This window comes from Mycolicibacter arupensis (assembly GCF_002086515.1).
Taxonomy (GTDB): domain Bacteria; phylum Actinomycetota; class Actinomycetes; order Mycobacteriales; family Mycobacteriaceae; genus Mycobacterium; species Mycobacterium arupense.
Window position 1 is genome coordinate 86098 of sequence record NZ_MVHH01000012.1, and the last position, 11820, is coordinate 97917.

General features: G+C 66.5%; 11 protein-coding genes and 1 pseudogene. 11 read left to right on the forward strand and 1 reads right to left on the reverse strand.

Translation table 11 applies throughout. From position 1 onward, the window contains the following. Nucleotides 1-29: 29 nt before the first annotated feature. The 11 genes and pseudogenes from BST15_RS08520 to BST15_RS08570 all read left to right on the forward strand — a co-directional run bounded on the left by BST15_RS08520 (nt 30) and on the right by BST15_RS08570 (nt 10215). Nucleotides 30-572 carry an ATP adenylyltransferase gene (locus tag BST15_RS08520; protein ID WP_046187988.1) on the forward strand — a complete coding sequence of 181 codons (543 nt, stop codon included), beginning with the start codon at nt 30-32 and terminating at the stop codon, nt 570-572. Beyond that, on the forward strand, nt 569-1234 hold the full coding sequence (gene pgsA, locus BST15_RS08525) for a phosphatidylinositol phosphate synthase (protein ID WP_046187960.1): 666 nt from the start codon (nt 569-571) through the stop codon (nt 1232-1234). The genes BST15_RS08520 and pgsA overlap by 4 nt, the downstream gene beginning before the upstream one ends. A gap of 5 nt (nt 1235-1239) precedes the next feature. After that, nucleotides 1240-2175 (forward strand): phosphatidylinositol mannoside acyltransferase, encoded by a 936-nt coding sequence (locus BST15_RS08530; protein ID WP_409366510.1) that lies wholly within the window; start codon nt 1240-1242, stop codon nt 2173-2175. Further along, nucleotides 2175-3299, forward strand: coding sequence for a glycosyltransferase family 4 protein (locus BST15_RS08535; protein WP_046187962.1), 1125 nt, complete (start codon nt 2175-2177; stop codon nt 3297-3299). Before BST15_RS08530 ends, BST15_RS08535 begins: the two co-directional genes overlap by 1 nt. Then, nucleotides 3299-4355, forward strand: a pseudogene (locus tag BST15_RS08540) (NUDIX hydrolase). Before BST15_RS08535 ends, BST15_RS08540 begins: the two are co-directional and overlap by 1 nt. A gap of 62 nt (nt 4356-4417) precedes the next feature. Next, nucleotides 4418-5431 (forward strand): alcohol dehydrogenase catalytic domain-containing protein, encoded by a 1014-nt coding sequence (locus BST15_RS08545; protein ID WP_046187963.1) that lies wholly within the window; start codon nt 4418-4420, stop codon nt 5429-5431. A 183-nt stretch (nt 5432-5614) separates the two neighbouring features. After that, a complete protein-coding gene (gene pdxS / locus BST15_RS08550) occupies nt 5615-6532 on the forward strand; it encodes a pyridoxal 5'-phosphate synthase lyase subunit PdxS (protein WP_082104021.1) in 918 nt (305 codons plus the stop codon). 7 nt (nt 6533-6539) lie between these two features. Continuing rightward, entirely contained in the window at nt 6540-7385 is an 846-nt protein-coding gene (gene tesB, locus BST15_RS08555) for an acyl-CoA thioesterase II (protein WP_046187965.1), read from the forward strand. After that, nucleotides 7382-7978 (forward strand): pyridoxal 5'-phosphate synthase glutaminase subunit PdxT, encoded by a 597-nt coding sequence (gene pdxT / locus BST15_RS08560; RefSeq protein ID WP_046187966.1) that lies wholly within the window; start codon nt 7382-7384, stop codon nt 7976-7978. Before tesB ends, pdxT begins: the two co-directional genes overlap by 4 nt. 67 nt (nt 7979-8045) lie before the next feature. Then, on the forward strand, nt 8046-9398 hold the full coding sequence (locus tag BST15_RS08565; RefSeq protein WP_046187967.1) for an ABC1 kinase family protein: 1353 nt from the start codon (nt 8046-8048) through the stop codon (nt 9396-9398). 61 nt (nt 9399-9459) lie between these two features. Continuing rightward, a complete protein-coding gene (locus tag BST15_RS08570) occupies nt 9460-10215 on the forward strand; it encodes a YebC/PmpR family DNA-binding transcriptional regulator (RefSeq protein WP_046187968.1) in 756 nt (251 codons plus the stop codon). Between the two features lie 21 nt (nt 10216-10236). On the opposite strand, the gene BST15_RS08575 is transcribed toward BST15_RS08570, so the two are convergent. Beyond that, complete coding sequence (locus BST15_RS08575; RefSeq protein ID WP_234708188.1) at nt 10237-10848, reverse strand: TetR/AcrR family transcriptional regulator; 612 nt, start codon at nt 10846-10848, stop codon at nt 10237-10239. Nucleotides 10849-11820 lie beyond the last annotated feature (972 nt).

The following is an 11820-nucleotide window of genomic DNA, read 5'->3' on the forward strand; positions in this document are numbered from 1 at the left end:
GGGACCGGACGGGCGATGAGCAGGCGGCCATGATCGACACCGGCGCCGGTGAACCCGACCGGTTGGAGCGACTGTGGACGCCCTACCGGATGACGTATCTGGCCGAGGCCCCCCTCAAGCGTTCGGAGTCCGGGTCGGCTCGCTCCACCCAACCGTTCACCGACATCCCCACCATGTCCGATGAGGACGGTCTGGTGGTGGCGCGCGGCGAGCACGTCTACGCGGTGCTCAACCTGTACCCGTATAACCCCGGGCACCTGATGGTGGTGCCCTACCGACGGTTCTCGGAGTTCGAAGACCTCACCGAGGGTGAGGGCGCTGAGCTGATGGCGTTCATCCAGAAGGCGATCCGCGTGATCAAAGCGGTGTCGCGCCCGCACGGATTCAACGTCGGAATGAATCTCGGCGAGTCCGCCGGCGGATCGCTGGCCGAGCATCTGCACGTTCACGTTGTGCCGCGCTGGGGTGGTGATGCGAACTTCATCACCATCGTCGGCGGTTCCAAGGTGATCCCGCAGCTGCTGCGCGACACCCGCCGGCTGCTCGCCGACGAGTGGGCCCGACAGCAATGAGCCGGCTGCCGTTTCTGTCGCGGGCGACGTTCGCCGGGATCACCACGCCGGTGGCGCGGTTCCTGCTGCGAGCCGGGCTCACCGCCGACATCGTCACCATGGTGGGCACCGCCGGCGCGGTGTTGGCGGCCCTGACACTGTTCCCCACGGGCCAGCTGTTTGCCGGCACTCTGATCGTCTGGTTCTTCGTGCACTTCGACATGGTCGATGGGGCCATGGCCCGGCAAAGCGGCGGCGGCAGCGCATTCGGCGCCGTCCTGGACGCCACCTGCGACCGGATCAGTGACGGTGCGGTGTTCTGCGGGCTGGCCTGGTGGGCGGCGTTCGGACTGGACAACCCCCCGCTGGTGGTGGCGACCTTGATCTGCCTGGTCACCTCGCAGGTGATTTCCTATATCAAGGCCCGGGCCGAGGCCAGTGGCCTGCGCGGTGACGGCGGCTATATCGAACGACCCGAGCGGTTGATCATCGTGCTGGTAGGCGCCGGCCTGTCCGGTCTGCCGGTATTCCCGCTGCCGTGGGCGCTGCCCGTGGCGATGTGGCTGCTGGCGGTGGCGAGCCTGATCACCTGCGCCCAGCGACTGCACACCGTGCGGACCTCGCCGGGGGCCGTGGAGCCGTTGCCACGGGCGACCGAGGGCGAGGAAGCCGGGGGACTGTGACCTTCATCCCGAGCGCCTTACGCCTTCCGGGGCTCAGCCAGCTGGACGCGTGGGCTACCGACGCCGGTTACGCGGCGGGCTGGATGCTGGTGCGTGCGATGCCGGAGTTCTTCGCCCGGGGCGCCTTCGACGCGGGCGCCCTGTACGCGGCTCGCGGCGGCGGCCCCGAGCAACTGCGCAAGAACCTGGCGCGCGTTGTGGGTGTGGATCCGCAGGACGTGTCGCCGGAGTTGATGCGGGCTTCGCTGGCGTCCTATGCCCGGTATTGGCGGGAAGCATTCCGGCTGCCCACCATGGACCACGCGGCACTGGCGGCGCAGCTGCACGACTCGGTGCGGGGACGCGACAACGTGACCGCGGCGCTGGCGGCCGGCCGCGGGGTGGTGCTGGCGTTGCCGCACAGTGGCAACTGGGACATGGCCGGGGTATGGATGGCCCAGACCCACGGCGGATTCACCACCGTCGCCGAGCGGCTCAAACCTGAGTCGCTCTACCGGCGGTTCCTCGCCTTCCGGGAGAGCCTCGGCTTCGAGGTGCTGCCCACCTCGGGTGGGGCTCGACCGCCGTTCGAGATCCTCGTCGAGAGGCTGTCGGGCAACGGATTGGTATGTCTGATGGCCGACCGCGACCTGAGCCGAAACGGGGTGACGGTCGACTTCTTCGGCGAGCCCACCCGGCTGCCGGCCGGCCCTGCCAGGCTCGCTCTCGAGACCGGCGCAGCACTGCTCCCGGCATTCTGCTGGTTCGACGGCCCAGGCTGGGGAGTCGACCTCGGTGCTCCGCTGGACTGCAGCAGCGGGGATGTCGGGGTGATCACCCAGGCGCTGGCCGACAAGTTCGCGAAGAATATCGCGGCGTACCCGCAGGACTGGCACATGATGCAGCCGCAGTGGATTGCCGACCTTCCCGAATCGCGACGGGCGCGCTTGGGGGAGACCTGATGCGAATCGGCGTGGTCTGCCCCTACTCGTTCGACGTACCGGGCGGGGTGCAGGCCCACGTGTTGCAGTTGGCGGAGGTGCTGCGCGCCCGCGGGCATGAGGTCAGCGTGCTGGCGCCTGCCTCACCGGATGTCAAGCTGCCCGACTATGTCGTGTCGGCGGGCAAGTCTGTCGCGATCCCCTACAACGGCTCGGTTGCCCGGCTGCAGTTCAGCCCGGCTGCGCACCGCAAGGTCAAAAGGTGGGTCATGGAGGGCGACTTTGACGTGCTGCACCTGCACGAGCCGAACGCGCCCAGCCTGTCCATGCTGGCGCTGAACGTGGCCGAGGGCCCGATCGTGGCAACTTTTCACACCTCGACCACCAAGTCGCTGACGCTGAGCGTGGTTCAGGGCCTCTTGCGGCCCATGCACGAGAAGATCATCGGCCGAATCGCTGTCTCGGACCTGGCCCGGCGCTGGCAGATGGAGGCCCTGGGATCCGACGCGGTGGAGATTCCCAACGGTGTCGATGTGGCCGCGTTCGCCACCGCGCCGCCCCTGCCGGGTTATCCGCGTCAGGGGCGCACGGTGCTTTTTCTGGGCCGCTACGACGAATCCCGCAAGGGGATGGCGGTGCTTCTGGGAGCGCTTCCCGCGCTCGTCGAACGACACAGCGACGTTGAGGTGCTGATCGTTGGCCGAGGAGATGAGGACGAACTGCGCAGCAGTGCAGGAGAATTGGCAAGCCACCTTCGTTTTCTCGGACAGGTCGACGATGCAGAGAAGGCCTCGGCGCTGCGCAGTGCCGACGTGTACTGCGCGCCTAACACCGGTGGAGAGAGTTTCGGGATCGTGTTGGCCGAGGCGATGGCCGCCGGCACCGCGGTGGTTGCCAGCGACTTGGACGCCTTTCGCCGGGTGCTCAGTGACGGGACGGCCGGCCGGCTGGTACCGGTCGGCGATCACGACGCGCTGGCAGCCGCCCTGATCGACCTACTCGATGACGACGCGCTGCGGGCCTCCTACGTGGCGGCCGGTTCCGAGGCGGTACGCCGGTTCGACTGGCCCGTGGTGGCAGACCAGATCATTCGGGTCTACGAGACCGTGGCCGGCGTCGGCAGCAAGGTGACGGTGGGCGACTGATGGAGATGACCATCATGGCGACCGTCTTGGTACTGATCGGGGTGGTGGTTCTGGCAGTCGCCGGGGCCTGGGCCTATCAGACCGCCAACCGGCTCAACCGGCTGCATGTGCGCTGCGATCTGTCGTGGCAGGCGTTGGACGGGGCGCTGGCCCGCCGAGCGGTGGTGGCCCGCGCCGTCGCGATCGACGCCTACGGGGACGCGGCGGCAGGAAGGCAACTCGCGAGCCTGGCCGACGCGGCAGAGCGGGCACCGCGCGACGCGCGGGAGGCTGCCGAGAACACGCTGTCGGCGGAGCTGGCGCTGGTCGATCCCGGAGCGCTGCCTCACGTGATGGTCGCCGAGCTGGCCGACGCCGAGGCCCGGGTGCTGTTGGCGCGCCGATTCCACAACGACGCCGTGCGTGACACCGTGGCGCTGCGCGAGCGTCCACTGGTTCGAGCCCTGCACTTGGGTGGAACCGCCCCGATGCCCACCTATTTCGAGATCGTCGAGCGCGCGGGCATGACTCCACGTGATGATCGATGAGGCCGGCATCGTCGCCCCCCGCGTATCGGCGCGGGTAGTACTCCTCGATCAGGCCGGATCGGTGCTGCTGCTGCGCGGTCGCGATCCGGCACTGCCCGATGACGCGTCGGATCCGGCCCCGCGCTGGTGGTTCACCGTCGGTGGACAGGTCCAGTCCGAGGAGTCCCTCGCCGATACGGCGGCCCGGGAGCTGGTGGAGGAGACCGGACTGAGCGTTGGCGCCCATCAGCTCGTGGGGCCGATCTGGCGCCGCGACGCGGTGTTCGCGTTCAACGGCGAGCGCGTGGAGAGCCGGGAGTTCTTCTTCACCCACCGCACTGAACGGTTTGAGCCGTCTGATCGCGGCCGGACCAGCCTCGAACGTCGTTACCTGCAGGGCCATCGATGGTGCGATACCGCAGCGATCGTCGCGTTGGCTGCCGCGGGTGAGACGGTGTATCCGTTGCAGCTGGGTGAGCGCCTGGCCGAAGCGGCCCGCGCGGCGGAACGCGGCCCGGGATACGAAGTGGCTCTTCGCCGGATTTCCTGAGCCAGGCGGCCTAGGCTGAACACGTCTTCGGGCGAATCATCCTCGTCACCAAGGGAGCCCCCATGCCCTCACACCGCGCTGTTCAGGTAGCTGCCGTCGATGCCCCGCTGGCGCTGGTCGACGTCGACACTGCCCGGCCGGGCCCGGGCCAGGTCCGTATCGAGGTGGCCGCCTGCGGCGTCTGCGGCACCGACCACGCCTTCGTCCACGGTGGCTTTCCAGGAATGACCTGGCCGGTGACGCTGGGCCACGAAATCGCCGGAACCGTAGTCGAGCTGGGCTCTGGAGTAACTGACTGGCAGGTGGGCGAGCGCGTCGCCGTGGGTTGGTTCGGAGGCAACTGCAACCACTGCATTCCTTGCCGCAAGGGCGATTTCATCCACTGCGTCAACGCTCAGGTTCCCAGCCTGCACTACCCCGGTGGCTACGCCGAGTCGGTCACCGTTCCCGCCAGCGCGCTGGCCCGAATCCCTGACGAACTGTCGTTCGTCGAGGCCGCACCCATGGGCTGCGCCGGGGTCACCACCTACCACGCGCTGCGGTCCACCAAGGCGCGCCCGGGAGACCGGGTCGCAGTGCTCGGCCTCGGCGGTTTGGGTCATCTGGGCGTCCAGTTCGCCCGGGCCATGGGATTCGAGACCATCTCGATCGCACGCGGGGCCGCCAAGGAGGCTGACGCTCGCGCGCTCGGTGCCCACCACTACATCGACTCGACCGCCACGGACGTCGCGCAGGCGATGGCCGCGCTCGGGGGAGCATCGGTGGTGTTGGCCACCGCCGCTAACTCGCGGGCCATGGCCGACACCCTCGACGGGTTGTCGCCGCGGGGGGAGCTGGTGATCATCGGTGTCACCGCCGACCCACTGCCGATCACGCCCATGCAGTTGATCAGCCCCGGACTGAGCGTCACCGGCCATCCCTCGGGCACTGCCCGCGATATCGAGGAGACCATGCGCTTTGCGGTGCTGTCGGGCGTTCGGGCGCGGATCGAAGAACGACCGTTGGCCGAGGCCGCCCAGGCCTACGCCGCCATGGTGGAGGGGCGGGCGCACTACCGAATGGTCCTGACGATGTGAGCGACCGCCGACGACCCTGAGCTGGCCCGTAGCTGTCTGCAGGCCGGTGTGTCGGCCGCATCGAGGGCCGGGTTCTCGCCGGTGGACCCTTGCTGGAACGCGCGCGGGCAACGAGCCGGAAAACGGCTGGCGGCGGCCCACTACACTGATCGGGTATCAGTGGCCAGCAAGGAGAAGCATTCAGTGGACAGCGCGGCGCAGAACGGTTCGGCACCCGATGGACAAACGGGTACTGCGCGAGTAAAGCGCGGCATGGCCGAGATGCTCAAGGGCGGCGTCATCATGGACGTCGTCACCCCGGATCAGGCCCGCATCGCTGAAGCTGCCGGTGCCGTGGCGGTGATGGCGCTGGAGCGGGTGCCCGCCGACATTCGTGCCCAGGGCGGCGTTTCACGAATGAGTGACCCGGACATGATCGAGGGGATCATCGCCGCGGTCACCATCCCGGTGATGGCCAAGGTGCGTATCGGACACTTCGTCGAGGCGCAGATTCTGCAGAGCCTCGGGGTGGACTACATCGACGAGTCCGAGGTGCTGACCCCGGCCGACTACACCCACCACATCGACAAATGGAAGTACACCGTGCCGTTCGTGTGCGGGGCTACCAACCTGGGCGAGGCGTTACGCCGGATCACCGAGGGGGCGGCCATGATCCGCTCCAAGGGCGAAGCCGGCACCGGCGACGTCTCCAACGCCACCACGCATATGCGGTCGATCGGTGGTGAGATCCGCCGGCTCACGTCGCTTTCCGAGGACGAATTGTTCGTTGCCGCAAAGGAACTACAGGCGCCCTATGATCTGGTTGCCGAAGTGGCGAGGGCCGGGAAGCTGCCGGTGACGCTGTTCACCGCCGGTGGTATCGCCACCCCTGCGGATGCGGCGATGATGATGCAGCTCGGCGCCGAGGGCGTGTTCGTCGGCTCGGGCATCTTCAAGTCCGGTGACCCGGCAGCCCGTGCGGCCGCCATTGTCAAGGCCACCACCTTCTATGACGACCCCGATGTGCTGGCCCGCGTCTCACGTGGTCTGGGTGAGGCGATGGTCGGCATCAACGTGGAGGACATCGCTGCGCCGCACCGGCTCGCCGAACGCGGCTGGTAACCCACTCGTGGCGATCGAAGAGATCCTTGACCTCGAGCAACTGGAGGTCAACATCTATCGCGGGAGCGTGTTCAGCCCGAACTCCGCGGAGACCCAGCGCACCTTCGGTGGCCACGTTGCCGGTCAGGCGCTGGTGTCGGCGGTACGCACCGTGGAGCCGCGCTACCGCGTCCACTCGTTGCACGGCTATTTCCTGCGTCCCGGGGACGCCAGGGCTCCCACGGTGTTTCTGGTGGAGCGGGTGCGTGACGGGGGTTCGTTCTGCACCCGGCGGGTCAACGCCGTCCAGCACGGCGAGACCATCTTCAATATGTCGGCCTCGTTCCAGACCGAGCAGCGTGGCATAGCGCATCAGGATGTGATGGCCGGTGCGCCCGAACCCGGGGACCTGCCGGACATCAGCGCGATGAAGGCCTTCGATGACGAGGGCCTGAAGGCCTTCGCCGAATGGGATCTGCGCCGGGTCCCGCGTGAGCAGCTGCCGAACAGGCCCGGCAAGGTGGCCGAGCAGCAGGTCTGGTTCCGCCACCGCGATCCGCTGCCCGATGATCAGGTGCTGCATATCTGCGCGCTCGCCTACATGAGTGACCTGACCCTGCTGGGTACCTCGTGGGCCATTCACCCGGAGGTGCGGGATCACCTCCAAGTGGCGTCGTTGGACCATGCGATGTGGTTCATGCGGCCCTTCCGGGCCGATGAATGGCTGCTCTACGACCAGTCCTCTCCGTCGGCGGGGGCGGGGCGGGCACTGACCCAGGGCAAGATCTACAACCGGTCCGGGGACATGGTGGCCGCCGTCATGCAGGAAGGGCTGACCCGCTTCCCGTCCGGATATCAGCCGAACGCCCAGTGAGCGCACCTCAGATCGGTGTGCTCGCCCTGCAGGGCGACGTCCGCGAACACCTGGCCGCGTTGAGCGCTGTCGGCGCGGATCCGATTCCGGTGCGCCGCCGCAGCGAACTCGACGCTGTGGACGCGCTCCTGATTCCCGGAGGGGAGTCGACCACGATCAGTCTTCTGCTGCGCGAGCTGGAGCTCACCGAGCCGCTGCGGGATCGGCTGGCTGACGGAATGCCGGCCTATGGATCGTGCGCGGGGATGATCCTGTTGGCCAGCGAGATCCTGGATGCCGGTGCGCGGGGACGTGCGGCCACTGCGCTCGGCGGAATCGATATGGCTGTGCGGCGCAACGCCTTCGGGCGGCAGGTCGATTCCTTCGAAGGCGATATCGACTTCGAAGGTCTGGACGAGCCCGTGCACGCGGTGTTCATCCGCGCGCCCTGGGTGGAACGGATCGGTCCCAACGTCCAGGTGCTGGCGCAGGCCGCCGGGCATCCCGTGGCAGTGCGTCAGGGCCGCGTACTGGCCACCTCATTTCATCCGGAGGTGACCGGCGATCGCCGGATACACCGCCTTTTCGTCGACATCGTTGCGGGGCAGGCCTGACCAGCGCTGGCCGCCATTCGGCCGACCGGGAATACCGTCGCCGCCATGGGCCAGGCATGATGTCGGCATGGCAGATCTCGCGCGGGGCGGATTCCGCCGCGCAGTAAAGCTGGCGAGCCTCCCGGCCGGAGTCGCAGGTCGCGCAGCGCTGGGTGTGGGCAAAAGGATGACCGGCAAGTCCAAGGACGAGGTCAGCGCCGAACTCCTGGAGAAGGCCGCCGATGAGATGTTCAAAGTGCTCGGCGAGCTCAAGGGCGGCGCGATGAAGGTCGGGCAGGCCCTTTCGGTGATGGAAGCGGCGATTCCACCGCAGTTCGCCGAACCATTCCGCGAGGCCTTGGTCAAGCTGCAGAGTGAGGCCCCACCCTTACCTGCCGCCAAGGTGCACCGGGTGCTCGACGCCCAGCTGGGCACCAAGTGGCGTGAGCGCTTCGCCTCCTTCGATGACACCCCCGCCGCCTCGGCGAGCATCGGGCAGGTGCACCGCGCCGTCTGGAAGGACGGTCGGGACGTCGCGGTCAAGATCCAATACCCCGGCGCCGACGAGGCGCTGCGCGCCGACCTCAAACTGATTCAGCGGTTCAACTGGATAGCCAAGCAAGTGGTGCCCGGCGCTGACGTGGACCGGCTTGTCTCGGAGATCAACGACACCCTCGAAGCCGAACTCGAATACCGCCAGGAAGCCGACAATCAGCGGGCCTTCGCCAAGGCCTACGCCGACGACCCCAAGTTCTTCGTTCCGGCCGTGATCGCCAGCGCGCCCAAGGTGATCGTCTCGGAGTGGATCGAGGGCCGGCGACTGTCGGCCATCATCAGCAGCGGCACCAAAGAGGAGCGAGACTCCGCCTGCGCATTGCTACTGGAATTCACCCTGAGCTCACCGGCGCGCGTCGGGATGGTCCATGCCGACCCGCACCCGGGCAACTTCATGCTGTTGCCCGACGGCCGGCTGGGCGTCATCGATTTCGGTGCGGTGGCCGAACATCCCGAGGGCATCCCCCCCGGGTTCGCCGAACTGCTGTGCTGGGCGCGTGACGAACAGTGGGAAGAATCGATCCGCCTGCTCAAGCAGCTCGGATTCATGCCGGACGACTACGACCTGACGGCCGAGCAGCTGGTCGAATACATCCAGCCGCTGTGGCCCTACATCGACCCGCTGCGCTCGGGGGAGTTCCACTTCACCCGAAAGTGGTTCCAGAAGTCCGCGCTGGTGACCACCGATCCGTTGGCCGAAGGCTTCGGCGACCGATTCCGGATGGCCCGCCAGATGACCCTCCCGGCTGGTTATGTCATGTTGCTGCGCACGCTGGGCGGCCTGTTGGGGGTCGCGGTGCAGTTGGACGCGCACGTCGACTACGCCGCGCTGATCGAGCGATGGGCGCCCGGCTTCTTCCCGCCGGGGCAGCCCCCGGCGCGCTGACCGGGCTGACACGTAGACTCGTCGCGCAAAGTTCTGACGCAACAGTGAGGTAGGCAATCGCATGAGCGGCCATTCCAAGTGGGCTACCACGAAGCACAAGAAGGCCGTCATTGACGCGCGTCGTGGGAAGAATTTTGCGCGCTTGATCAAGAACATCGAGGTTGCAGCACGCGTTGGCGGCGGCGATCCGTCGGGCAATCCGACGTTGTATGACGCGATTCAGAAGGCCAAGAAGAGTTCGGTCCCCAACGACAACATCGAGCGGGCGCGAAAGCGCGGTGCTGGTGAAGAGGCCGGTGGCGCCGATTACCAGACCATCACCTACGAGGGATACGGACCCAACGGCGTCGCGGTGCTGATCGAGTGTCTGACCGACAACCGCAACCGCGCAGCCAGCGAGGTACGGGTCGCGATGACCCGTAACGGCGGGACGATGGCCGATCCGGGGTCGGTGGCCTATCTGTTCAGCCGCAAGGGGACAGTCACCTTGGACAAGAATGATCTGACCGAGGACGACGTCTTGGCGGCGGTGTTGGACGCCGGTGCCGAGGACGTCAACGACCTGGGCGAGAGCTTCGAAGTGATTTCGGAGCCGGGTGACCTGGTAGCGGTACGTTCGGCACTGGTGGAAGCCGGTATCGACTACGACTCGGCCGAGGCCAGCTTTGTGGCGTCGGTGAGTGTGGCCGTTGATGTCGAGGGTGCTCGCAAGGTGATCAAGCTGGTCGAGGCCCTTGAAGACAACGATGATGTTCAGAACGTATGGACCAACGTCGACATGTCCGACGAGGTCTTGGCCGCCCTGGAAGCCGAGTAAGCGGTCTCGGCCGCACGTCTTTTAGTTCACCGGGAATGCAATCTGATACAGCTCTCGGGGATCGGCTCTGAGCATCCGGCCGATTTCCGTGTTGAGGCGTTCCTGAAGTTCGTCCGACGGGATGTCCTCAGTCCCGGTTGCCGCTCGGAGCAGCGGTTCGAACAACTGCCAAGCCAGTTGTAGTGCAATGACATTCGCGGCAGACATTCGTCCGGTGCGCTCATCTTCGTGGCTGGACAGGGCTTGACTGATGAGATTTGCGGCGATGGGGAATCGGTCCTGCAGTCGGCCGACCGCAAAGCCGTCGAGAGTGGCCCGGGCAACCACGCGCAACTGCAGCTCCGTCTTAGCCGCGATCACGGTCACTGGGGCACCGGCTCGCGCAGCCGCGGCCACGTCATCGGCGAGATGATTCAAGACCGCCTTGACCAGTTGATCTTTCGTGCCAAGGTATCGGAACAGCAGACCGTGGTTGACTCCCGATCTGGTGCCGATGTCACGGATCGAGGTGGCCGCCGGCCCGCGTTCGGCAAACAGTTCGGCCGCGTGTGTCAGCACCGCGGCAATGGTCGCCTCGCGCGCCGACGTCGCGCCCTCGTCGCTGTGGGCATCTGTTGCCTTCTTGTTAGCCACGTGACTACGCTAGCCGCACTACATCGGGGTAGTCGATTGACTAAGCTGCGCGGGTCGTAGCGGGAGCAAAGGGGTCGACGCCGATCCGCCGATTCATGGAGGTCACCATGGCGTCTCCGAGGCCTACAGCGGGCCGCGACGCGTGGGGCTGTTCGGGACCGCGGTCCCGACGGCTCAACGCGCGAAGCCGATGTTGTTGCCGCTACTTCGCACGATCCTGACACCGGCCGCGGCGCCGAGCCGACGTCCATGTCGAGGATGTCGTCATGGACGGTGCCGGACTGATCGCCCGCCACAACCGCTCGACCGATGTTCTTGTTCTTGGTTCCTGGTCAGATCCGGCAACCGGTGCGTATTCGCCTGCCCGCAGATGGCGACTCCTCGTCGACCGATGCAGACACCGCTGGTCGACCTTTGCCCGATGAACTTGTGTGGATCTATTGCGTTGTTGTGCAATGCAAGTGGAGATCATTCCCCTAATCTCTGCACTCTGTCTCTTCTCGTGAAGATCCGTGCGCTTGACGGGTTGAATGCCGCGAGAACCCGGCGAGCAGTTTCGATTTCCCAGTGCCGGTGTAGCTTTCGGTTTTGGATGATTGAAAGTCAGCCCATGATGCTCCTCCGGTAGGTCGGTGGCAGGTATGTGGACTAGATGATCTGGCGCACAAAACTATTCAGTGCAGCGTCCGCATTCTTACGATTGCATCGGCCGATGTCCGGCATGGAGGACTTTCGCCTAGGAGGTCGACAGCGTCTAGGTCTGGTGGTGCCATGACTCCCAGGTGGAAGTCACCCGAGGCTGTGATTCCCGGTTCGGAAGGAGATTGGACATGCCGCTATCCGTCTTCCCCAAGGGGCTGACCGCCAGCTGCCTGCCTCCCGCAGGGCTTCACCGCAAATCCGCGTTGGGGTGGTTGGTGTGACTGCGCCTGCGTTTATGGGGTTGCCGCCGGAGGTGCATTCGGCGTTGTT

Excerpts from the sequence above, each read along its gene's own strand:
- BST15_RS08520 (WP_046187988.1), top strand. The coding sequence starts at position 30 with ATGATCGACACCGGCGCCGGTGAACCCGACCGGTTGGAGCGACTGTGG.
- pgsA (WP_046187960.1), top strand. The coding sequence starts at position 569 with ATGAGCCGGCTGCCGTTTCTGTCGCGGGCGACGTTCGCCGGGATCACC.
- BST15_RS08535 (WP_046187962.1), top strand. The coding sequence starts at position 2,175 with ATGCGAATCGGCGTGGTCTGCCCCTACTCGTTCGACGTACCGGGCGGG.
- BST15_RS08545 (WP_046187963.1), top strand. The coding sequence starts at position 4,418 with ATGCCCTCACACCGCGCTGTTCAGGTAGCTGCCGTCGATGCCCCGCTG.
- BST15_RS08565 (WP_046187967.1), top strand. The coding sequence starts at position 8,046 with ATGGCAGATCTCGCGCGGGGCGGATTCCGCCGCGCAGTAAAGCTGGCG.
- BST15_RS08570 (WP_046187968.1), top strand. The coding sequence starts at position 9,460 with ATGAGCGGCCATTCCAAGTGGGCTACCACGAAGCACAAGAAGGCCGTC.